This window comes from Paraburkholderia ferrariae NBRC 106233 (assembly GCF_000685035.1).
Classification (GTDB): domain Bacteria; phylum Pseudomonadota; class Gammaproteobacteria; order Burkholderiales; family Burkholderiaceae; genus Paraburkholderia; species Paraburkholderia ferrariae.
In genome coordinates this window covers 46,166-68,804 of the sequence record NZ_BAYB01000034.1, presented here as the reverse complement: position 1 = coordinate 68,804, position 22,639 = coordinate 46,166, and the positions used below count along the sequence as shown (strand labels likewise).

21 protein-coding genes are annotated in these 22,639 nt (G+C 62.1%); 16 read left to right on the top strand and 5 right to left on the bottom strand.

All coding sequences use genetic code 11. The features are described from left to right. The first annotated feature begins 85 nt into the window (after positions 1 to 85). Both BFE01S_RS29555 and BFE01S_RS29550 read left to right on the top strand, forming a co-directional pair. A complete protein-coding gene (locus BFE01S_RS29555; protein WP_028228604.1) occupies positions 86 to 1,060 on the top strand; it encodes an NAD(P)H-dependent flavin oxidoreductase in 975 nt (324 codons plus the stop codon). 147 nt (positions 1,061 to 1,207) lie between these two features. Then, positions 1,208 to 1,438 (top strand): hypothetical protein, encoded by a 231-nt coding sequence (locus tag BFE01S_RS29550; RefSeq protein ID WP_028228603.1) that lies wholly within the window; start codon positions 1,208 to 1,210, stop codon positions 1,436 to 1,438. A gap of 27 nt (positions 1,439 to 1,465) precedes the next feature. Here BFE01S_RS29550 and BFE01S_RS29545 read toward each other — a convergent pair whose 3' ends face one another. The 3 genes from BFE01S_RS29545 to BFE01S_RS29535 form a co-directional block, all read right to left on the bottom strand. Further along, positions 1,466 to 4,564, bottom strand: coding sequence for an efflux RND transporter permease subunit (locus BFE01S_RS29545; protein ID WP_028228602.1), 3,099 nt, complete (start codon positions 4,562 to 4,564; stop codon positions 1,466 to 1,468). Further along, entirely contained in the window at positions 4,561 to 5,682 is a 1,122-nt protein-coding gene (locus BFE01S_RS29540; RefSeq protein WP_042338993.1) for an efflux RND transporter periplasmic adaptor subunit, read from the bottom strand. The genes BFE01S_RS29545 and BFE01S_RS29540 overlap by 4 nt, the downstream gene beginning before the upstream one ends. Before the next feature lie 76 nt (positions 5,683 to 5,758). Continuing rightward, positions 5,759 to 6,376, bottom strand: a complete 618-nt coding sequence (locus BFE01S_RS29535) for a TetR/AcrR family transcriptional regulator (protein ID WP_028228600.1) — start codon at positions 6,374 to 6,376, stop codon at positions 5,759 to 5,761. A 100-nt stretch (positions 6,377 to 6,476) separates the two neighbouring features. Here BFE01S_RS29535 and BFE01S_RS29530 point away from each other — a divergent pair, with 100 nt between their 5' ends. The 9 genes from BFE01S_RS29530 (at position 6,477) to BFE01S_RS29490 (ending at position 15,514) form a co-directional block, all read left to right on the top strand. Then, positions 6,477 to 7,955, top strand: a complete 1,479-nt coding sequence (locus BFE01S_RS29530; RefSeq protein WP_028228599.1) for an efflux transporter outer membrane subunit — start codon at positions 6,477 to 6,479, stop codon at positions 7,953 to 7,955. Between the two features lie 3 nt (positions 7,956 to 7,958). Then, the gene (locus tag BFE01S_RS44680) at positions 7,959 to 8,255 is read left to right on the top strand and encodes a hypothetical protein (RefSeq protein WP_156967191.1); all 297 of its coding nucleotides are present in this window, start codon (positions 7,959 to 7,961) and stop codon (positions 8,253 to 8,255) included. Positions 8,256 to 8,405: 150 nt separating this feature from the next. Next, positions 8,406 to 9,875 carry a catalase gene (locus tag BFE01S_RS29520; protein WP_028228597.1) on the top strand — a complete coding sequence of 490 codons (1,470 nt, stop codon included), beginning with the start codon at positions 8,406 to 8,408 and terminating at the stop codon, positions 9,873 to 9,875. A gap of 66 nt (positions 9,876 to 9,941) precedes the next feature. Beyond that, positions 9,942 to 10,583 carry an HD domain-containing protein gene (locus tag BFE01S_RS29515; RefSeq protein ID WP_028228596.1) on the top strand — a complete coding sequence of 214 codons (642 nt, stop codon included), beginning with the start codon at positions 9,942 to 9,944 and terminating at the stop codon, positions 10,581 to 10,583. Between the two features lie 171 nt (positions 10,584 to 10,754). Continuing rightward, entirely contained in the window at positions 10,755 to 11,501 is a 747-nt protein-coding gene (locus tag BFE01S_RS29510; protein ID WP_028228595.1) for an SDR family NAD(P)-dependent oxidoreductase, read from the top strand. Between the two features lie 384 nt (positions 11,502 to 11,885). After that, positions 11,886 to 12,824 carry a helix-turn-helix transcriptional regulator gene (locus tag BFE01S_RS40700; RefSeq protein ID WP_084170233.1) on the top strand — a complete coding sequence of 313 codons (939 nt, stop codon included), beginning with the start codon at positions 11,886 to 11,888 and terminating at the stop codon, positions 12,822 to 12,824. A gap of 241 nt (positions 12,825 to 13,065) precedes the next feature. Further along, a complete protein-coding gene (locus BFE01S_RS29500; RefSeq protein ID WP_028228594.1) occupies positions 13,066 to 13,887 on the top strand; it encodes an alpha/beta fold hydrolase in 822 nt (273 codons plus the stop codon). A 104-nt stretch (positions 13,888 to 13,991) separates the two neighbouring features. Further along, entirely contained in the window at positions 13,992 to 14,915 is a 924-nt protein-coding gene (locus BFE01S_RS29495; protein ID WP_028228593.1) for an MBL fold metallo-hydrolase, read from the top strand. Between the two features lie 53 nt (positions 14,916 to 14,968). Beyond that, the gene (locus BFE01S_RS29490) at positions 14,969 to 15,514 is read left to right on the top strand and encodes a carbonic anhydrase (protein ID WP_028228592.1); all 546 of its coding nucleotides are present in this window, start codon (positions 14,969 to 14,971) and stop codon (positions 15,512 to 15,514) included. 168 nt (positions 15,515 to 15,682) lie between these two features. Here the strand turns inward: BFE01S_RS29490 and BFE01S_RS29485 are convergent, their stop codons facing one another. Continuing rightward, on the bottom strand, positions 15,683 to 16,264 hold the full coding sequence (locus BFE01S_RS29485) for a TetR/AcrR family transcriptional regulator (protein ID WP_028228591.1): 582 nt from the start codon (positions 16,262 to 16,264) through the stop codon (positions 15,683 to 15,685). Between the two features lie 289 nt (positions 16,265 to 16,553). On the opposite strand from BFE01S_RS29485, the gene BFE01S_RS29480 reads away from it, so the two are divergent. The 5 genes from BFE01S_RS29480 (at position 16,554) to BFE01S_RS40695 (ending at position 21,771) form a co-directional block, all read left to right on the top strand. Then, complete coding sequence (locus BFE01S_RS29480) at positions 16,554 to 17,294, top strand: SDR family NAD(P)-dependent oxidoreductase (protein ID WP_028228590.1); 741 nt, start codon at positions 16,554 to 16,556, stop codon at positions 17,292 to 17,294. 34 nt (positions 17,295 to 17,328) lie between these two features. Beyond that, complete coding sequence (locus BFE01S_RS29475; RefSeq protein ID WP_028228589.1) at positions 17,329 to 18,144, top strand: oxidoreductase; 816 nt, start codon at positions 17,329 to 17,331, stop codon at positions 18,142 to 18,144. A gap of 148 nt (positions 18,145 to 18,292) precedes the next feature. Then, positions 18,293 to 18,553: a hypothetical protein gene (locus BFE01S_RS44675; RefSeq protein WP_156967190.1), complete on the top strand. Its 261-nt coding sequence runs from the start codon at positions 18,293 to 18,295 to the stop codon at positions 18,551 to 18,553. A 217-nt stretch (positions 18,554 to 18,770) separates the two neighbouring features. Then, the gene (adhP, locus tag BFE01S_RS29465) at positions 18,771 to 19,793 is read left to right on the top strand and encodes an alcohol dehydrogenase AdhP (protein ID WP_028228587.1); all 1,023 of its coding nucleotides are present in this window, start codon (positions 18,771 to 18,773) and stop codon (positions 19,791 to 19,793) included. Between the two features lie 163 nt (positions 19,794 to 19,956). Further along, positions 19,957 to 21,771 carry an oleate hydratase gene (locus BFE01S_RS40695; protein WP_042338991.1) on the top strand — a complete coding sequence of 605 codons (1,815 nt, stop codon included), beginning with the start codon at positions 19,957 to 19,959 and terminating at the stop codon, positions 21,769 to 21,771. 50 nt (positions 21,772 to 21,821) lie between these two features. Here BFE01S_RS40695 and BFE01S_RS44670 read toward each other — a convergent pair whose 3' ends face one another. Then, positions 21,822 to 22,250 (bottom strand): hypothetical protein, encoded by a 429-nt coding sequence (locus BFE01S_RS44670; RefSeq protein ID WP_156967189.1) that lies wholly within the window; start codon positions 22,248 to 22,250, stop codon positions 21,822 to 21,824. Positions 22,251 to 22,639 lie beyond the last annotated feature (389 nt).

Genomic DNA, 22,639 nt, shown 5'->3' with positions numbered 1-22,639 from the left:
CTCTTTGGCGCAACCGGGTTCCGTTGGCAACGAAATCTATTACCGGAACACGAGTCCCGGACATTTTTGAGCAGGCAGGAACGATATGAAGACCAGAGTTACCGAATTGTTGGGGATTCGTTATCCGATCATCCAGGGGGGCATGCAGTGGGTTGGACGCGCCGAACTTGCGTCAGCCGTGTCCAACGCAGGTGGCCTTGGCGTGCTAACGAGCCTTACCCAGCCATCTCCCGAGGCGCTTGCTGCCGAAATCCGGCGGTGTCGCGAATTGACCGACAATCCGTTCGGCGTGAACCTGACGATTCTGCCATCATCCAATCCGCCGCCGTACGAGGCCTATCTGGATGCGGCGATCGAAAGCGGCGTGAAGGTCCTGGAGACAGCCGGCAATAATCCAAAGACGTTTATTGACAAAGCTAAAGCAGCGGGCGTAAAGATTGTCCACAAGTGCACGTCGGTACGACACGCGCTGTCGGCCGAGCGCAACGGCGTGGATGCGATCTCGATTGATGGGTTTGAGTGCGCGGGGCACCCTGGTGAGGATGATGTCGGCGGTCTTGTGCTGTTTGCCGCGGCTGCCGACCAGGTGAAGATCCCTCTGATCGCGTCGGGAGGGATTGCCGATGGGCGGGGTCTGGCCGCTGCATTGATGCTCGGAGCGGAGGGCGTCAACATGGGAACCCGCTTTTGCGCAACTGAGGAGGCACCGATCCATCGCGCTATCAAGGAAGCGTTACTGGCGGCTAGCGAGCGCGACACGCAACTGATTTTCCGCACGCTTCACAATAGCGGCCGCGTGCTCAAGAACGCGATCTCGAACGAAGTCGTCGCACTGGAGCGGCGTCCGGGTGGGTGTGAGTTTAGCGATGTCCAGCCGCTTGTATCTGGGGTACGCGGACGTTCAGCACTGGAAAGTGGCGAGGTCGACAACGGGCTCGTCTGGGCAAGCCAGGTGGTTGGCCTTATCCGCGATATACCGACTTGCGCTGAGCTGATCGGGCGTATTGTTGCCGATTGCCAAGGTGCTCTGGAGCGTGGACGAAGCTTCTGCAAAACATAATGCGTCACATGCGGTGCCTGGTTATCAGGCATTCGCAGCCTTTGCTCATCATATAAAAAGCCGTAACACAAAAAATATTGATAAATTATGTTATGTTAAATACTGGAGTCTAACTAAATCGAACTTCGCATTTTCGACGGACACACCATGTTTCGCGAGCGGAACGGCAACGCCCTTCCGCCCGAGTATGCGAGGCGCTTCGGAGAGGCGTTCGCTCGTGTCGAAGCATGCCCGGGTGACGCGTTCCCTTACCTCGACCCGGCCACGCAGACTGCCCGCTTCGGCGCCCGGATCGCCGATGGCCTGCCTGTTCAGCACCAGATGGTGTACAGCCAGCTAGCCCGCCTGCGCGTGCCAGCCGACCTGGGCTCCGGTTGATCGGAGCCGGGCCACAAGCGGAAACATCTAGGTAATCGTGTCGGCGCTGGATTCGAGCGCGGGGTGGCTTTCCCCTGCCTCGGGCCGGATCTTGAACCAGATCGAATACATCGCAGGCAGAAACACCAGCGTCAGAATCGTCCCCGCGAATGTCCCGCCAATCAGCGTATAAGCCAACGTGCCCCAGAACACGGAATGCGTCAACGGGATGAAGGCCAGCATCGCGGCGAGCGCGGTCAGAATCACCGGCCTCGAGCGCTGGATGGTGGCCTCCACCACCGCGTCGAACGGCGCCATGCCTAGGTGCGTGTTCTCTTCGATCTGGCCGATCAGAATGAGCGTGTTGCGCATCAGGATGCCCGAGAGCGCGATGAGCCCCACCAGCGCATTGATCCCGAAGGGCTGGTTGAACAGCAGCAGCGTCGGCACGACGCCAATCAGCCCCAGCGGACTGGTCGCAAACACCATCAGGGTCGCGGCAATCGAGCGCGTCTGAAAAATGATGATGAGCAGCGTCAGCGCGATCATGATCGGAAACAGCGGCGCGAGCGCCTTCGTCGCCTTGCTGGCTTCCTCGATGGACCCGGCCTCCTCGATCCGGTAGCCCTCCGGCAGCTTCGCGATAATGGGCTGAAGTTGCGCCAGCATCGCCGTCGATACATCGGGCGGCTGCAGTCCCTCCGCGATATCGCCACGCACGGTGATCGTCGGCGTCCGGTCACGTCGGCGCAGAATCGGATCTTCCATGCGGATGTCGATCTTGCCCACCTGCGAGAGCGGCACGCGCTGACCCGCCGCGCCGATCAGCGTAAATCCGTCGATACGCTGCGGATCGAGCCGGATCTCGCCCGCCGACCTCGCGACGAGTTCCACCGAACGAATGTCCTCGCGCACGTGCGTGACGGGAATGCCGGTCAGGAGGAATTGCAGTTGCTGCGCGACCGAACTCGACGTCAGGCCAAACGCCCCGAGCCGATTTTGATCGAGCGTGAAATGCACCGTGGGAACGCGCGGGCCCCAGTCGGTGTTCACCGTTCGCATCATCGGACTGGCGTCCATGGTCCGTTCGACCTGCGCGGCGATGGTGCGCAAGGTCTGGGCGTCCGGGCCCATGACCCTGAACGCAACGGGGTAAGGCGAGTAAGGGCCGAACACGAGCTGGGTGACGCGAACCTGCGCCCCGGGCACAAGACCCTCGGCAATGGCTTTGCGCAGGCGGAATTTGAGCGCCTCGCGCTGCTTCTCGTCATTCGTGCGGATCACCATCTTCGCGAAGGAGGGATCGGGCAGTTCCGGCGACATGGCCAGATAGAAGCGAGGTGCGCCCGCTCCAATGTAGGAGGTCACGATCTTCGCTTCCGGCTGCTTCGCGAGCCACGCCTCGACTTTTTCCGTCGCCGCGGAGGTCTGTTCGATCGACGTGCCGTAAGGCATCTGCACTTCCACGAGCACTTCAGGGCGATCGGAGGTCGGGAAGAACTGCTTTTTCACCAGTCCCATTCCGGTCACGGCGACCACGAACGATGCCACCACGATCCCCGCGACCATCCATTTGCGCCTGATCACGCGCCCGAGGAAGCGGCGAAAGCGCTGGTAGTTCGGCGTGTTGTAGATCGCGCCGTGACCGCCTTCGATCACGGGAATATCGGGCAACAGCTTGACGCCGAGATACGGCGTGAACACGACGGCGACGATCCACGAAGTAATCAGGGCGATGCCGACGATCCAGAACATGTTGCTCGTGTATTCGCCCGCCGTCGAGCGCGCGAAGCCATTCGGCATGAAGCCGACGGCCGTGACCAGCGTGCCCGAGAGCATGGGCGCGGCCGTGTGGCTCCACGCATACGCCGACGCCTGCACGCGGCTATAGCCCTCCTCCATTTTCACGACCATCATCTCGATGGCGATGATCGCGTCGTCGACGAGCAGGCCCAGCGCGAGAATCAGCGAACCCAGTGTGATGCGGTCGAAGCTCTTGCCCGTTGCAGCCATGACGACGAACACGCCCGCGAGCGTCAGCGGCACCGCAGCCGACACCACGATGCCGACGCGCCAGCCCATGCTCGCGAAACTCACGACCATCACGACGAGCAGCGCGACGAAGAACTTGACCATGAACTCGTCGATCGCCGAATGGATGTTGACGGCCTGATCGGTCACCTTCGTGAGACTCATGCCGAGCGGCAGCCCGGTATTGATCGATGCGACTTCCTTGTCGAGCGCCTGCCCGAGGCTGAGCCCGTTCCAGCCGTCCCGCATCACGACGCCGAGCAGCAGCGCCGGTTCGCCGTTGTTGCGAATCTGGAACGTGGCCGGGTCTTCGTAACCGCGCTCGACGGTCGCCACGTCCGAGAGTTTCAGCGTGCGGCCCTGGACGACGACAGGCGTGTCGCGGATGGTCTGCAGTTTGTCGAAACCGCCTTCGACACGAATGAAAACCTGCGCGCCCTGCGTGTCGATCGAACCGGCGGGCGTCAGAACATTCTGGTTATTCAGGGCTGCGAAGATATCCTGCGGCGTCACGCCGAGCGTCGCGAGGCGCTCGTGCGAGAACGACACATAGATCCGTTCGGGCTGTTCGCCGATGATGTTCACCTTCTTGACGCCCGGCACATGAAGGAGTCGCTGGCGCAGCCCCTCGGCGTCGCGCACCAGCAATCGTTGCGGCTCGCCTTTCGCCTTGAGCGCGAACAGTGCGAATGTGACATCGGAATACTCGTCATTGACGAGCGGACCGATCACGCCGGGCGGCAGGTTGCCCGCTTCGTCGGAAAGCTTTTTGCGCGCCTGGTAGAACTCCTCGGGCACGTCCGCGGGCGGCGTGCTGTCGAGCAGGGTCACGGTGGTGAAGGCCAGCCCCGGACGCGTATAGGTCTCGGTACGGTCGTACCAGCGCAACTCCTGCATGCGCTTCTCGATCGGCTCGGCCACCTGATCCTGCATTTCCTGCGCGGTGGCGCCCGGCCAGGCCGTGATGACCGTCATCGACTTGACGGTGAACGGCGGGTCTTCGGCCCGCCCCAGCTTGAAGAAGGCAATGGTGCCCGCGATGGAAATCAGTATGATCAGGAACAGCGTGACCGAGCGCTCCCGCACCGCAAGCGCCGACAAGTTGAAACCGCTCATTGCGCTGCTCCTTCCTGCGAGACCGGCGCTGTCGCCGCCGTGTCCTGGGCGACGCGCACGCGTTCTCCGTCGTGAAGCAACTGGGCGCCGAGCGCCACCACCTCGTCGCCATCGTGAAGATCGCCGGTCACCGTTGCGGTGTCGTCGCTCAAGGCGGTGACGCGGACCTTGTGCCAGCGCACCCGCAACTGCGGCCGGTCGACGGTCCAGACGCCGGCGCCCGTGCCCGGATCGAACAAGGCGCCGGCCGGCACCTCCATCGCGGCCTGCGACCGCGCGGCGTTGCCGGCGAGATCGAGGGTCACGGTCGCACCAAGCGGCGCATTCGACAGCGCACCTTCGAGCACGTACCTCGCCTCGTAGGTCCGCGTCAACCGGTCGGCCGAGTCGGAGAGCTGACGCAAGGTGGCGGGCACCGGCTTCGTGTCCGCGCCATACAGCGTTGCCTCGGCAATCGAGCCCGGCGCGGGACGCAGTGTCTCGGGAAGCTGGACAACGGCCTCGCGGGGGCCGGCATGCGCGAGCCGCACGACGATCTGCCCCGGCGCGACCACCTGGCCCGGCTCGGCCAGTGTCTCGACCACCACGCCGTCGGCGTCCGCCACGAGGACCGCGTAGCCGGAGGCGTTACTGGCGAGCACCGCTTGCGCCTTCGCCGCGACGAGTTGGGCCCGGGCGGCATCGGCGGCCGCCTTGAGCTGCTCGTAGGTCGACGCCGACACAGCGCCTGCCGCAACGAGATCCCGGTAGCGGGCCTCGTCGTCGGCCGTCTGCGTGGCGCGCGCCTGTGCGGCATCCACGAGTTCCTGCTGCGAACGGGCCTGCAGTCCCAGATCGATCGGATCGATACGCATCAGGGGCTGGCCGCGCCTGACCGTCTGGCCCGCATCGACCAGGCGCTCGATGACCTTGCCCTGAACCCGGAAACCGAGATCGCTCTGAACGCGAGCGCCCACGACGCCAGAAAACGACCGGTTCGCGCGCGCCGCGTCGTGGACGACGCTCGTCCGCACGAGCGGCGCCTCGGTACGCGGATCAGCGGCAGGCCGCTCGCCGCACGCCGCGAGGACGAGCGAAGCCAGGCTCAGTGTGTAGACAAAATGATGGCGCCGGAACATGAGGTCGCACCTCGCAAAGAACAGGAGGTCTCATTTTGATTCTAGTGACTAAATTAGTCAATAGTCACATCCGGATTCAGGGGGCAAGACTTCTGAGTACCAGGCTCGCGAGCTGGACCGTTGCTTCGTCGGCGGCGTCGAGGTTGTACTGGAGCAGCAAGGGATTGAAGTACGGTTTCATCACCAGAAAGATCGCATTCACCGCCTCGTCCATCGGCGTCTTGCGTTCGAATTCGCCGGTTTCACGGCCGAGCCGCAGGATGTCGGCAATGAGTTGGCGAATCTGTTCTTCATAGCCTTTGATGGACGGCCAGGGCGAAGCGGCCGACACAGCGGCAATATCGTAAAGCTTGCGATCCTGGAAGAAAAGCCGGCTACCCGACTCCAGTAAAGCCTTGAACATACGGCGAAATTTCTCCGTCGCACTGTGCGCGTCGTCGACATTTTCTCTGACGGCCGCAATCATGGCGGCGAGGCGATTGGCGCAGATGACCTGGCCGATCGCCTGTTTCGAGTCGAAAAATTTGTAGATATAGGCTTTCGAAAACCCGATTTCCTTCGCGAGATCGGAAACCGTGGTCTTTTCATAGCCGTAGCGACTGAAGTATTGCGTTGCAGCTTCGACGATCTGGGCGCGAACTTCGTGGTCCGAGGGGCCACGGGACGGGGAGGCGGAGGGAATAGGCTTGTTCATGTCTCAAGCTTAGCCCCTCACACGGTGGTTGACAACTTGTGACCGTATTGTATATTGGTCACAATCTCCCCTCCTTCCCGTTGTCGCTCCCGAGATGATCATGTCTTTGCGTCGTCCACTTGTTCTACTGGTTCTCCTGACCGGTGCCGCCACCCTTTCGGCCTGCGCCGTGGGTCCCGACTACCACCGCCCCGATGCACCGCTCGCGCAGCACTACGTGACCCAGCCGCCGGCGGCCAGCGCGGCAACGGTTCCGGCTGCCGATCTTTCTGCATGGTGGGAAGGCTTCAACGACCCGCTGCTCACGCACTATGTTTCGCTGGCGCTGGCCCGGAATCTGGACCTGGCCCAGGCCGTCGCGCAAATCGATCAGGCACGCGCGCGCCTCGGCACGGCCAACGCGGCGCTGCTTCCCTCGGCCTCGGTTTCCGCCTCGGCGGCGCGCGCCTATCAGTCGATCGACACGCCGGTGGGGCAACTGCTCAATGCCACGCCGGATTACGCGCGCTGGGGCACCGAGTACGAAACCGATCTGGAGGCCGGTTGGGAGATCGATCTTTTTGGTGGCCTGCGGCGCCAGCGGGAGGCCGCGCTCGCCGATTATTCCGCGACGCAGGCGGCGGCGGTCGCCACCCGGCTCGCCGTCGCGGCCCAGACTGCGGATATCTACGTCACGATACGCGGCCTCCAGGCCCGTCTGGATATCGCGAACCGGCAGGTGCAGACACAGCAGGCGCTGCTCGCAGACGTGACGCTCCTGTATTCGAAGGGCGCGGCCGCCGACTATCAGGTTCAGCAGGCGCAAGGCGCGCTCGACCAGGTTCAGGCCAGCGTACCCGTTCTCCAGGCGGCGCTGGATGCGGCGTTGAATTCGCTCGACGTGATGCTGGGCTCACCACCTGGCACGCACCGGGCCGAGTTGAGTCCGCCGTCCCTGATTCCCGTTGCGCCGCCGCTCGCGGACATGGGCACGCCCGCCGATCTATTGCAACGGCGTCCCGACCTGATCGCCGCCGAACGTCGTCTCGCCGCCGCCAACGCGCGCATTGGCGCGGCGATCAGCGAGTACTACCCCACGATCTCGCTGAACGCATTCCTCGGCAGCGCGACCTCGGCCGCGGCCGGTACGCTGTTCTCGGGCGGCGCCAGCCAGGCGGCCGGGCTCGTCGGGCTGCGCTGGCGCCTGTTCGACTTCGCGCGCATCAACGCCGATGTCAACGCCGCGAAGGGCGCCGACGCGCAAGCGCTCGCGGCGTATCGCCAGTCCGTCCTCCGCGCCACCGAGGACGTGGAAAACTCGCTCTCGTCGTTGGTGAATCGCGAGTCGCAGGCGGCCAGGCTAGCGCACGCGGAATCGTCGCTGTCCAAAGCGAAGGATTCGTCCATGACCGCATACCGGAGCGGCGCCGCGAGTTTCATCGACGTATTGCACGCCAACGAAACCCTGCTTCAGGCCGCCGACGAACGCGCGCAAGCGCAAACGGAATCCGCGCGTGCGGCGATCTCGACGTTCAAGGCGCTCGGCGGCGGCTGGGACCCGGCCTCGCTCCAGACGCAGCCGTCGCTGTCCTCGCGCTGATGAATGAGCGCGCCGTTCGTCGATTCGCCGTTCGTCGATTCGCTCGCAGCCGCTTTTTGCGAGCATGTCGTCACGCGGCAGATGCGCCGTATCGAGCGCGCGAAATCGCTGTTGCGGGAAACCGGCGCACCACGCGCCGGATTCCCCTCGCCTTCCCACAACAGCGCACGCCTACTGTGCGTACAACCGCCCACGATTCGTCCATCGAATCGTGGTTTTATCCAAGATCGCTCTGCTACCCAACAGGTACGCTTGCCTCACATCGACAAGTCGATGCCTCCGCCGTTCATCACGCGTTGATCGAGCGGCCGCCGCAGCGCGGCAGTTGCCTCCCGCTTTCGCTGCGCCTGCAGAAACAGCACACTGATTTGCCCGCAAAGCTTCGCGCGTCCACCAGCCCGGAACGCTACGGCGCTGCGCCGGTCCCGCACAACCTCCTGGAGTCGTGGCATGACAAATCGCGATACGTCTACGCGTCTTGATCACGCAACGGGCGCGCCCGTTGTCGACAATCTGAACATTGAAACGGCCGGCCCGCGCGGTCCTGCACTGCTGCAGGATATCTGGCTGATCGAGAAACTCGCACACTTCGACCGCGAGGTCATTCCCGAACGACGCATGCACGCCAAAGGATCGGGCGCCCACGGCACCTTCACGGTGACGCACGACATCACGCAGTACACCAAGGCAAAGCTCTTTTCGGAAATCGGCAAGACCACGCCGGTATTCCTGCGCTTTTCGACCGTGGCGGGCGAGCGCGGCGCCGCCGATGCCGAGCGCGACATCCGGGGCTTCGCGGTGAAGTTCTACACCGAAGAAGGAAACTGGGACATCGTGGGCAATAACACGCCCGTGTTCTTTTTCCGCGATCCGCTACGCTTTCCCGATCTGAACCACGCGATCAAGCGCGATCCGCGCACGGGACTGCGCAGCGCAAACAGCAACTGGGACTTCTGGACGCTTTTGCCGGAGGCGCTTCACCAGGTCACCATCGTCATGAGCGATCGGGGTATTCCGCGCAGCTATCGCCACATGCACGGATTCGGCAGCCATACGTTCAGTCTTGTCGATGCCGGCAATCGCCGGACATGGGTGAAGTTTCACCTTCGTACGCAGCAAGGCATCGAGAATCTGACCGATAGCGAAGCCGAACAACTCGTGGGCAAGGACCGCGAAACGCATGGCCGTGACCTTTACGAGAGCATCGAGCGCGGCGAATTTCCGCGCTGGACGCTCTTCATTCAGGTGATGACCGACGACGAAGCCAGCTTGCTGCCATTCAATCCGTTCGATCTCACCAAGGTCTGGCCGAAACGCGATTTCCCGCTGATCGAGGTGGGCGTTCTCGAATTGAACCGCAACCCCGGCAATTTCTTCGCCGAGGTCGAACAGGCGGCCTTCTCGCCCGCGAACGTGGTGCCCGGTATTGGCTTTTCGCCGGACAAGATGCTGCAGGCGCGCCTCTTCTCTTACGGCGACACGCAGCGGTATCGGCTCGGCGTGAACTTCAATCACATTCCCGTCAACGCGCCGAAGTGCCCCGTGCACAGCTACCACCGCGACGGCGCCATGCGCACCGACGACAACCTCGGCGGCACGCCCTCTTACTACCCGAACAGCACAGGCGAGTGGGAAGTGCGCCCCGGGCTTCACGAGCCGCCGCTGCACCTCGAAGGCGATGCCGCCCATTGGGACCATCGCGTGGACGTGGATCACTTCGCGCAGCCCGGCGATCTGTTTCGTCTGATGAGCAAGGCGCAGCAGCAGGTGCTGTTCGATAACACCGCTCGCCAGATGGCCTCCGTTCAGGCTTCGATCCAGGAACGGCACATCCTCAATTGCTCGAAGGCCGACCCCGAGTACGGCGCCGGCGTTCGCGAGGCCCTGGCCAGACTCGCGGCGACGAGTGAAACGAAGTAGCGGGCCATTCGCGCGCGGCGTCCGCCTGGGCGCCTGCGTGCGTTCACCTCTCGATGGAGAAACGCCATGTCACAGTTCGTTCAGGATGTCGCCGTGCCCGACAGTCGGCTTGCACGCGAAATTACCGAGTTCGTGCGCGACACGTCCACCCCGCTGCTCTTTCATCATTCGAGCCGCGTGTATTTGTTCGGTGCGCTGGAGGGGGCGCGCCGCGGCCTGAAATTCGATCCGGAACTGTTGTACGCGGGCGCCATGTTTCATGACGTGGGGCTTGCCGGTGCGTACAGCAGCGCCACCGAGCGCTTCGAAGTCGACGGGGCCAATGCGGCTCGCGACTTTCTCTCGGCGCGGGGCATCACGGCGGGCGACATCGATCTCGTCTGGACGGCCATTGCGTTGCATACGACGCCCGGCATTCCACGCCACATGCACCCGATCGTCGCGCTGGTGACGGCCGGCGTCGAAATGGACGTGCTCGGACTCTCCTACCACGAGTTTTCCGACGAGGAACGCGAAGCCGTGACGCACGCGCATCCACGCCCGCCACACTTCAAGGAGGAGATCATTCAGGCCTTCTACGACGGCATCAAACACAAACCGGAAACCACCTTCGGCAACGTGAAGGCCGACGTGATCGCCGACAAGGAACCGCATTTCCATCGCGGGAATTTTTGTTCCGTGATCCGCAATTCGTCGTGGCCGGGCTAAGGAAAAAATCCTGCGGATCGACGCGCGACGACTCGCTTCGCGCTACGCGTTCTGCACTTCGATACCGAACCGGCGCACAAGGCCGCACTGGCAGAAAGCATTGGCGCTCGCATCGAGTGCGCCGCGACTCAGGTTTCCATCAACGGATTCATGCACACTGAGGTGAACATCATGAGCAAGCTGGCAGGAAAAGTGGCCGTCGTAACCGGCGCATCGAAGGGTATCGGCGCCGCCATCGCGAAGGCGCTCGCGGCAGAAGGCGCGTCGGTCGTGGTGAACTACGCGAGCAGCAAGACCGGCGCGGATGATGTCGTAGCCGCGATTGCCTCGGCCGGAGGAAACGCGGTTTCCGTGGGCGGCGACGTGTCGAAAGCCGCCGACGCAAAAGGCATCGTCGACGCAGCGATCGAAACGTATGGCCGCCTCGACATCCTCGTGAACAACTCGGGCGTCTACGAGTTCGCACCCATCGAAGCGTTCACGGAAGCGCAATACCGCAAGCAGTTCGACGTCAACGTGCTGGGCGTTCTGCTCACCACGCAGGCCGCCGTCCAGCATCTCGGCGAAGGCGCCAGCATCATCAACGTCAGTTCCGTCGTCTCGACGTTCACGCCAGCCATGACCGCCGTCTATAGCGGCACGAAAGGCGCGGTCGATTCCATCACCGGCGCGCTCGCCCGCGAACTCGGGCCGCGCGGGATCCGCGTGAACACGATCAATCCGGGCGTGATCGTAACCGAAGGCGCACAAAGCGCCGGCGTGATCGGATCGGAGTTCGAGAGTTCGGCGGTCGGACAGACGCCGCTCGGGCGCGTGGGCAGACCGGACGACGTGGCGTCGATCGCGGTTTTCCTCGCCTCCGACGATGCAAAGTGGTTGACCGGTGAACACATTATTGCCAGCGGCGGCATGCGATGAAGCATCGTTAGCGAAGCTGCACCCGCACGGTCTGCATACGCGAACCCGCGAAGCAAACGTCACGGTCGTTCCGGATTGCCCGGGTTTTTGTGTATTACCCGTCTAACTGACGCGCGACGACTGAGGCCGCTGAAGCAAACTGATCACGCGTGCCCCCTCCCGACTGTGACCCGCATTCGCGGGTCACCTCTCTTCCACCAGGTCAATCATTGCGAGCCTGACCGCAACCCCAGGCTCCAACCGCCAGCTATTTTCGACAACGATGACCGGTTCGCGCAGCCGTAATAAAATTCGGTTAGATTGGCCATTCCGTCTTCCCCCGCCACCCGTCCGTCACCCGGCAACGGCAGAATCGTCGGCACGGCCCCTTCGCGAGCGAGATGAATGAACGAGAGAAGTCCGGTAGATCTGGATGTGCCGTCGCTGGAGGAAACGATCGCCAGGCAGTTCAGCCTGCCGGAAGCGCCGACCGTGTGCGCAGGTATCGTTTCGCAGAGTCCCCCCATCTCCTTCTCGAGGTTAACAAACGACCGGCCGCAACCCGGACGCTCTCTGCCGCCACGACCGGAAGAGGCGTTTGTTTTCCAGATTCCGCTGGTCATGTGTCCGGATTCCGACGTTCGTTATTCAGGGGCAAGTTTCAACGAAGCGACGTCGTGCATACCGGGCCATAGTTATCTTTTCGACCTGCGCACGGGGCCGACGCGCCGGCTCGATTTTCCGTTCGATAACATCCGGCTCTATCTTTCCCAAAGCACCCTTGAGGAATTTGCCTATCAAAAAGGGCGGCGGCGCATCGGAGGTCTCATGCAACGGGGCTTCGGCGCAAGCGATCCCGTCCTGTTTCGCCTTTCGCAAACATTGCAGACGATTCTGGAACAGACCGATACCGCCAGTTCATTGCTTATCGATTACATTGCGCTGGCTTTCTGCGAGCATGTGGTCGTACGGTATAGCGATACCAGTACGCCGAATCGTGCTCGCCGCGCCGAACTGGCCCCGTGGCAGATGCGGCGAGTCAACGAGTTCTTCGAGGTTCATCTGCAGGACAATCCTTCCATCCTCGACCTCGCGGGCCAGTGCGGCCTTTCCGCAAGCTATTTTTCCGAGGCGTTCAAACAGACAACCGGACTCACGCCCCATCAGTGGCTGCTGAAGCACCGGATCGAACGCGCCAAAACCCAATTGCGCGACACCGACGAGAGCCTGGCCACTATCGCGTCGAACTGCGGATTTTTCGACCAGAGTCACTTCTCGCGCGTATTTTCGCGCCATGAAGGGTGTGGCCCGAGGGATTGGCGTCAACACAATCGCGGACGCTAGGTTCACGCCAGCATCGCCGGCGACGCATCGAAGCTGGGGCGGTTCGGCTCCGCCGCGATCGCCCATGGTTTATCCATCGTATCGTTGCTTCGTCCAAGATTACGTGGGTTTCTGCAGGTACGCTGGAAATCAAAGGCGACGGTGCCAGTACCGCGGACTGTTCGCAATCGCCGATCCGGCCTGACGGCCGTATTGCCCGGACCGAAGTATCCCGTCAATCCATTTTTATCAGGACTGCATAATGAGCTATTTCAAATCCACGGACGGTACCGAAATTTTCTATAAGGACTGGGGCACCGGCACCCCGATCGTCTTCTCCCATGGATGGCCTCTCTGTGCCGACGCATGGGATGCACAGATGCTGTTCTTCGGAACGAAAGGCTATCGCGTCATCGCGCACGATCGTCGCGGTCACGGCCGTTCTGGTCAGACGTGGGACGGCAACAACATGGATCAGTATGCCGACGACCTCGCAGCGCTATTAAATCATCTCGATCTGCAGGATGCGGTTCTCGTCGGGCATTCGACCGGTGGGGGCGAGGTCGCCCATTACATCGGCCGTCACGGAACCGGTCGCGTCGCCAAAGCGGTGCTGATCGGAGCCGTTCCGCCGATCATGCTGAGGACTACGGAAAACCCCGGTGGCCTGCCGATGGACGTATTCGATGGCCTTCGCGCCGGGGTCGTCAACAACCGCTCGCAACTCTACAAGGATCTGGCGGTCCCGTTCTATAACTTCAACCGTTCGGGCGCGGAAGTGTCGCAGGGTACGATTGACGCTTTCCAGGCTCAAGGGTTGATGGGCTCGATAAAAGGGCAATTTGATTGCATTCGCGAATTCTCCGAAGTCGACTATACGGAGGATCTGAAAAAAATCGATGTACCCCTGCTCATTCTGCATGGCGACGACGATCAGATCGTCCCCATCGACGCATCCGCGCGACGGTCGGTCGACCTTGCCCCGAATGCAAGGCTCAAAGTTTACCCCGGCGGTTCGCACGGCATGGCGACCGTCAACGCGAATGCAGTCAACCTCGATCTACTCGAATTCCTGCAAAGCTGAAAGGCTTGTCTGCGATGAGCCTGTATACCGCTCTACGCAGAGCCTCGCGCAAAGATTGCACGCCAGGCGGCGCTAGCGCGCGGGCGAGACAAAGGAGATATCGCGTGGATCCATCCCTTGAACACGCCATCGCGCTGATCGTTCGGACCCGCGCTGGTCGACAGCCAACGCCGGTTGTCCGTTCATTTTTTGACGAGGCCACGTTCACCGCGAGTTATGTCGTTCATGATCCGGCTTCGCTTGCAGCGGCGATCATCGACCCTGTGCTCGACTTCGATGCAACGACCTGCCGGTATTCGTCGACGTCTGCCGAGGCCATCGTTGCGTATATCGAGTCCGAGGGCCTCTCGACTGAATGGCTGCTCGAGACCCACGCGCATGCAGACCATCTGACCGCCGCGCCTTTTCTGCAGGCGCGTGTCGGCGGTACGCACGCAATCGGGCGCGCCATAACGACGGTCCAGCAAATCTTCGGCGACCTCTTCAACGCTGGGCCGGAATTCCCGCGAGACGGCTCGCAGTTCGATCATCTGCTCGATGACGGCGAGAAGTTCAGGATCGGCGTGATCGAATGCGGGGTGCTCGATGTGCCAGGCCATACGCCGGCCGGTCTCGCCTACGTAATCGGTGACGCGGTGTTCTGCGGCAACACGATGTTCATGCCGGACTACGGGACTGCAAGAACCGACTTGCCCGGCGGAGATGCGCGGCGGCTTTACCGGTCCATTCGGCGCCTGCTCTGCCTTCCCGACGAAGCACGACTATTCCTGAGCCACGACTACAAAGCCCCAGGCCGCGATACCTATGCCTGGGAAACAACCATCGGGGCCGAACGCACCGCTAACGTACATGTTCGTGACGGAATCACGGAGGGAGCGTTCGTCGGGGCGCGAACGGCGCGAGATGCGACGCTGGCGCTGCCGAGCCTGATTCTTCAGGCGATGCAGGTGAACATGCGGGCTGGTGCTTTTCCACCTATGGAAGACAACGGCAAGTGCTACCTCAGAATCCCGCTGAACGCGATCTGATGCAGTTGCCCGATGGCCGGAAGCGTCACATTCCCCGTTGCAAGGAGAACGCCTTGGACTATATCGACACCCTGATGCGCCGTAACGTCGAGTTTGCCGAAAGCGGCTTCAATCCGGGCCTCCGGATGATGCCGGCAAGCAAGACGTTAATCATTGGATGCGTAGACCCGCGCGTAGATCCCATGGACATATTCAAGCTCGCGCCCGGAGAAGCAGGGATCTTCCGTAACGTCGGCGGCCGGGTGAACCCCGCAGTATTTGAAACGCTCGGAATTCTGCGCGCAGTCGCCGTTGCCGCAGGCGCAGATATCGGCCCCGACTGGAACCTCATCGTCCTGCACCATACCGACTGCGGCATTAAACGGTGCTACTGCCATGAACCCCGGCGCCTGGCCGTCCATATGGGGGTGACGATGGCTGAACTCGCGAGCCTGGAAATCGACGACCCGTATAAAGCGGTTGTGCTCGACGTGGAAGCCCTCCGGGCGAACACCGACGCCTCCGGGTGCTACACGGTCTCGGGTCTGGTTTACGACGTTGTGACGGGCAAGGTCGAAATCGTCGTTCCACCGCCTCGCTCACGGCCTGATGCAATCTGAACTGGCCGCGAAACTGGCCGCAAAGCAAGACGTTATGCCCCACCCTTGCACTGCCCGCGCCCGCAGTCAGCGCCCTGCGGCATCTCCGGAAAACCCGCTGCCGCAGCCGTAGTGATTGCCAGCGACGGCATCGCTCTGCGCGTGTTGATTTTGATCCGGCGCAGTCTGTCAACGGTCCACTGGCTCGTCTGTCTTTGTGAAGCGTGCGAGTTGCGCACCGACGTCCCTGAGGATTTCATCCGAACAAGAGGTGTCAATGTCCCGGATTGCCCGCGACAGGGCGACTGCCCCCACCATCGCGGCCAGCATGGTCACTGCCATTGCCTTGCTTTCGGCCTCGTCGCTCGTGTCCAGCATTTGTGCAATCAGCTGGACATAGCGCTGGACGCCATCGCGAAAGGTTTCGCGCGTGCCGGCCGCCTGTCGCCATACCTCGGTTACGAGTGCCGCGTTGGGACAGCCGCACTCCGGGTGGTCCCGATGCGCAGCGGACAGATAGCGGTGAACAAATTCGGCCGGTGAGAGCCCGGCAAACTCGCTCAGCGTGTCTTCGAAGGCGCGGCTTGTTGCGGCCTGGGTCAGTGCCTCCTTGGACCGGTAATGGCTATAAAGCGCACCGTGTGTCAGCCCGGCTGCCGCTGCGACCTCGGCAACGCTTATTTGATCAAAACCGCGTTCGCGGATCAGAGCGGCTGCGGCTTTCTCAATCGCTTCGCGGTTTTCGGTTGCCCGAGCCTTGGTGACCTTCATCCTGTTCTCCAGAGCACCCGGCCCTAATTGCCCCGAGAGGCCGGCCAGGTCTAATCATTACGATCACAATTTTACGCCTTGTTCGCAAGCGGAAGAGCGTCCGTCTAAACGAGTTATGGGCAATCGCTTTGAGCATCAAGCCCCGACCACAACCGCCTCCCGGCGCGAGAAAACGCCTCCGAGGAAATCACTTGACTTTATTCATTGTAAACGCAATCATTGTATTCATTGCAAGCGTAATGATAGTCAGGTGCTACCGCCTGACCCGAAACCCCACCTGGAGGCAAACATGAACATCGAAGGTTCCGTAGTACTGTTGACCGGCGCGAACGGCGGCATTGGTCGTGCTTTCGTCAAAGCGTTGCTCGAACGCGGCGCGGCGAAGATCTATCTCGGCGTGCGCAACCCGGCGTCCGTGCAGGACCTGGTTGCCGCGTCAGACCGCCTGGTCGCGGTGGAACTGGATCTCGCCCGTTCCGACCAGATCGCGGGCATCGCCAGCGTCACTCCAGACATTAATCTTCTGATTAACAACGCAGGAACGGCTGCCTTTACGGGCGCGCTTTCTGCCGGCGACACCTCCGGCGCGCGCGCCGAGATGGAAGTGAACTATTTCGGTGTTCTCGCGCTTTCTCAAGCGTTACGCGGCACGCCGGCATTCCGCGCGGGCGGCGCAATCGTCAACATTCTTTCGGTGCTCTCGCATATCACGCTGCCCGTCGCTGGAACTTACTCGGCATCGAAAGCGGCAGCATTGCATCTCACCCGGACCCTGCGGGCCGAACTGAAGTCGCGTGGCGTTCAGGTACTCGCCGTCTTGCCGGTGCAAACGGACACGGCTATGGGCGCTGCGTTGCCGGAACCGAAACTGACACCCCAGCAGGTTGCCGCCGGAGCACTGGACGCGCTCGCTGAGGGACGGGATGAAGTTTTTCCCGGTGAACTCTCGCAAGCCACGGCAAAGGCGTTCAGGGACGATCCCGACGGCGTCCAGGCTCACATGGCGCAACTCGTTCACGTCATTGCCTGACGCAGGCTGCGTCCCTATAGCAGGAGTCCCTCCCATGGCCACAAAAGTTGTTTTGATCACCGGCGCGTCCTCCGGCATCGGGGACGCGACCGCGAGAGCGCTCTCACATGCGGGGTATCGTGTCTTCGGCGGCGTGCGCAGACTGGATGCCGCCGCTGCGGCGCCTGGTGTCGAGTACGTCCAGATGGACGTGCAGGACGAGGCGTCAGTGACGTCGGCGGTGAACTTCGTACTCGAGAAGGCCGGCCGTATCGATATCCTTATCAACAATGCGGGTGTCTCCCTGGTGGGGCCGGTAGAGGCCACCAGTGACGCCGAAGCCAATGCGCTGTTCGACGTCAATGTCTTCGGTGTCCTGCGTGCGATGCGCGCCGTGCTGCCCTCGATGCGGCACAATCGCAGCGGCCTCGTGGTGAACATCAGTTCCGTTCTGGGCTTCCTGCCAGCCCCTTTCATGGGGCTTTATGCAAGTAGCAAGCACGCACTCGAGGGTCTCTCCGAATCGCTGGACCACGAGGTTCGCGCGTTAGGCGTCCGTGTCGTGCTCGTGGAGCCGAGCTTTACGCGAACGAAGCTGGACACGAATGCAACGCGAACCCAGGCCGTCATCGAGGATTATGCTGCCGCGTTGGCGAGCAGCGTCGACGCGGTACAGCAACAGGTGAAGAGCGCCCCCCTGCCGGGCGAAGTGGCGAAGAAGATCCTTTCGATCATTGAGGGGACGCGGCAGCTCAGGCAGCCAGCGGACGGACGCGCAAAGCTTCTCAGCTTCTTGCGACGCTTTGCGCCGTTCGCCCAGGTCGACAAGAGCCTCCGGCGCGCGTTCGGTCTCCAGGGTAAGGCCATGTGACAAGACGTCATTGCATGGTATTTGCGCATTTTTATATGCATATGCACTTATATGGCGGGCACTCGAAACGCATTTGTCCGTAACTGACTGACTTCGAGACTGATTCTTGCGCTTCGTTTGCCCCGTCTGACTATCGGGATGCCTAATCATGAACGTATTTCTACCGATCATCGCTGCAACTGTCATTGCAGTTCCGGGTGTGACTTTCGCGCAAAGCGATGCATCGGCACCCCACGTCGATACGTCGGCCGATCCGTCTTCCCGCCTCCCCGTTGAGAAGATCGACTATCCCGCGTTAAGACAGTCAACCGAATCTACCGCGCAGTATGAGAAGCAGCGGCGGGAGCCGCACACCGACGTGATTCTGAGCCCCTACTCCCCGCCGATTCACGATGTCAAACATTGGTGACGGGCGCCTGGAAAGGTCGCGGTCACCGCCTTGAGATGACTGAAGAGCGGACATTGGCATCGTGTTCTCGACCACCGGCACGCTGTCCTGCTCAAGGTCATCCAGGCGGTCGCTGAGACGCGGCTCAACCCCTTGCGAATTGATCTCCATCAATTCCCATGGCAAGGAACATCCGAAGATAGCGCGGTCAACCTACCGGAGCTACAGGAGATTCCTTATGGCCCAGTCCATGAAAGCCGCCGTCGTCCACCAGTTCGGGGCGCCGCTCCGGATCGAAGAGGTACCCATCCCAACGCCGGGTCCCGGGCAGATCGTCGTCAACATCAAGGCTTCCGGTGTGTGCCACACCGACCTTCACGCCGCGGACGGCGACTGGCCCGTCAAGCCGACACTTCCGTTCATTCCCGGGCACGAGGGTGTCGGCTTCGTGGCGGCGGTCGGCGCCGGCGTGAAGCTCGTCAAGGAAGGCGATCGTGTCGGCGTGCCGTGGCTCTACACGGCATGCGGCCATTGCGAGCACTGTCTGGGCGGTTGGGAAACGCTGTGCCACGCCCAGCAGAACACCGGCTATTCCGTCAATGGCGGCTATGCCGAGTACGTGCTCGCCGATCCCAACTACGTCGGGCATCTGCCGGCGGAAGTCGGCTTCGAAGAGATCGCGCCGATTCTGTGTGCGGGCGTCACCGTTTACAAGGGCATTCGCGTCACCGATACGCGGCCCGGTCAATGGATCGCGATTTCGGGGATCGGCGGACTCGGTCATGTGGCGGTCCAATATGCGAAGGCGATGGGACTGCATGTCGTCGCAGTCGATGTCGCCGGGGACAAGCTTGCGCTGGCCCGCGAGCTGGGCGCGAAGCTGACCGTCGATGCGTCGAAGACCGACCCCGCCGCGTTCATCCAGAAGGAGATCGGCGGCGTGCACGGCGTGCTCGTCACTGCGGTCTCGCGCAGTGCCTTTGCGCAGGCGCTCGGTATGGTCCGCCGCGGCGGAACCGTTGCGCTCAACGGATTACCGCCCGGCGACTTTCCATTACCGATTTTCTCCACCGTGCTCAACGGGATCACCGTGCGGGGCTCGATAGTCGGCACGCGCCGCGATCTTCAGGAGTCCATCGAATTCGCGGCGCAAGGCATGGTTCGCGCTCACATCCATCGTGACCGGCTCGAAAACATCAACGAGGTTTTGGGCGCGCTGCGCGAGGGCAAGGTGGACGGTCGCGTCGTCCTGACGCTTTGAGGCGTGGACGGCCGCACGAAACGTCGGCGTTATGCTCAGGCAGGTCGTGCAACCGTCATTGCCGAAAGCGGCAAGATCGAGAAACGGCTGAAGCACGGTATCACGGCGGCGCGGATGCCCATGGGGCCGGGCACGCGTCGTCATCGACAAGGAAAAATCGCATATGCACTACAGTAGCGGCAACTACGAAGCTTTCGCCCGACCACGCAAGCCCGCGGGCATCGAGGAAAAGACCGCATGGTTCATTGGCTCGGGCCTCGCCTCCCTCGCCGGTGCGGCATTTCTGATTCGCGACGGCCATATGCCCGGCAGCCGCATCACCATACTCGAACGTCTCTCCTTGCCCGGCGGTGCGCTGGACGGCATCAAGGAGCCTGAGAAAGGGTTCGTGATTCGCGGCGGCCGCGAGATGGAGGAGCACTTCGAATGCCTGTGGGACTTGTTTCGCTCCATTCCCTCGCTCGAGATCGAAGGCGCCAGCGTACTCGACGAGTTCTACTGGCTGAACAAGGACGACCCCAGCTACTCGCTGCAGCGGGCAACGGCGAATCGCGGCGAGGATGCCCATACTGACGATCTCTTTACCCTCGACACCCGGGCACAGGCGGACGTGGTCAAGCTGTTTCTCTCCACCTGCGAGGAAATGGAAAACAAGCGTATCGACGAGGTGTTCAGCCAGGACTTCTTCGACAGCAACTTCTGGCTTTACTGGCGCACCATGTTCGCCTTCGAGTCATGGCACTCGGCATTGGAAATGAAGCTGTACCTTCACCGCTTCATCCACCATATTGGCGGCTTGCCGAACTTCAGCACGCTCAAGTTCACCCGCTACAACCAGTACGAATCGCTGGTGTTGCCGCTGGTCAGGTGGCTGCAGGATCAAGGCGTTCATTTTCAGTTCGGTACCGAAGTCATCGACGTGGATTTCGATCTGGCTCCGGGTTGCAAGGCGGCCACCTACATTCACTGGAAGCGCGACGGTGTGCCGGGCGGCGTTGCGCTTGGCCGGAATGATCTTGCGTTTATCACCATTGGATCGCTTACGGAAAATTCCGACTGCGGCGACCACCGGACGCCGGCGAAACTCCTCGACGGACCGGCGCCGGCCTGGGACTTGTGGCGCCGCATCGCCAGAAAGGATCCGGCATTCGGCCGTCCCGACGTGTTCGGCGCCCACATTCCCGAAACCAAATGGGAATCGGCAACGATTACGACGCTGGACGAACGCATTCCCCGATATATCCAGAAGATCGCGAAACGCGACCCCCATAGCGGCGGCGTCGTTACCGGCGGCATCGTAACGGTAAAGGATTCAGCCTGGCTATTGAGCTGGACGGTGAGCCGGCAACCGCACTTCAAGAACCAGCCGAAGGACCGGGTCGTGGCCTGGTTCTATGGACTGTTCGTGGAAAGACCTGGCGACTTCGTGAAAAAGCCGCTTCAGGCATGCACGGGCGAAGAGATCACCCAGGAGTGGCTCTACCACCTGGGGGTGCCACCCGAGGATATTCCGGAACTCGCGGCCACCGGCGCGAAGACGGTTCCCGTGATGATGCCCTACGTTACCGCGTTCTTCATGCCGCGCCAGCGCGGAGACAGGCCCGATGTCGTGCCGCAGGGGGCGATGAATTTCGCTTTCATCGGCCAGTTTGCCGAGTCGCACCAGCGCGACTGCATCTTCACCACGGAGTACTCCGTCCGTACGCCGATGGAAGCGGTGTATACGCTGCTGGGGATCGAGCGCGGCGTGCCGGAAGTATTCGCCTCTACCTTCGATATCCGTACGTTGCTGGAGGCGGTGAGCCGCTTGCGTGACGGCAAGACGTTCAGGATTCCCGGACCGGAATTCCTGAGCAAGCTGTTGCTGGAGAAACTCGACAGCACCGAAATCGGTACCCTTCTACGGGATCACGGGATTGTCCCGGCCAGTTCGACCCGCCGGGAACGGACCGATCCTGAATCGACAGGCGGCCAATGAAAAAGAAGATCGCCTGGGCCGGCGCGAATCTCTGAGGCTCTGAGGTTCTCTTAGGCAGCCGCGGGCAAGCTCTGCACCTCGTAGCCGTCGGCTGCAATCGTCCAGTCCCATACGCGCTGCGCGTGCTCGAATTCGAGCACGGCGCCCGCGATCGCGTCGTCGAGTTCAACGGCCTCGTGGCGAACGCGGGCCAACTCGCAACGGTGCGGAAAGCCCAGGTGATCCAGGATCTCCTTGTAGAACACCACATCGACCCGCTGCAACACGGCGGCGGAGGTTTCCGTCGCGCGTTCATTCCTGGCAGACTGGCTGCCCTTGCGTGGCGTTGTTCCCCGTTGATGCCCGCCGGTTTGCCGAGGCGGCGTTCGGGGCTCACTCGCCTGCGCCCGCATGACGGCCTCGCCGGGACTGTTGGCGCGTGCTTCCCTCGGTGACGAGGGACCCTTACTCATCGGCGGGGTCGAGCGCGAATGGGTCATGATTTGCCTTCAATGTGAGTTCGGCGGTGCGCCATGCGGGCACAGCAGGCCCATGGTGAATTTCCGCCTCGTTGCAGGCTTGATACAGGTCAAGTCCTGGCGACCTCGACGGACGGGGTCACGCCCCGGTGCCGGCGGGTACTCCGCTGCCGGGGCTGTCGCGCACCGGCAGGACCGGGCACGCCGAGCTGCGGCAGCGGCCGTTCGATGACTGCATCGTAAGGACGCACGAGCGCCAATGCTTGATACATATCAATCGGAGTAACGCGAAAAAAGGCAAATCTCCCATTCACGGCTTGCAGAACTTCGGCCGACAGCCTGCCCGACGGCCTGAAGCCCGGGGACAGCGTACGCGTCGATTACGTCGAGGCAACGGCCGTCCAGATCAT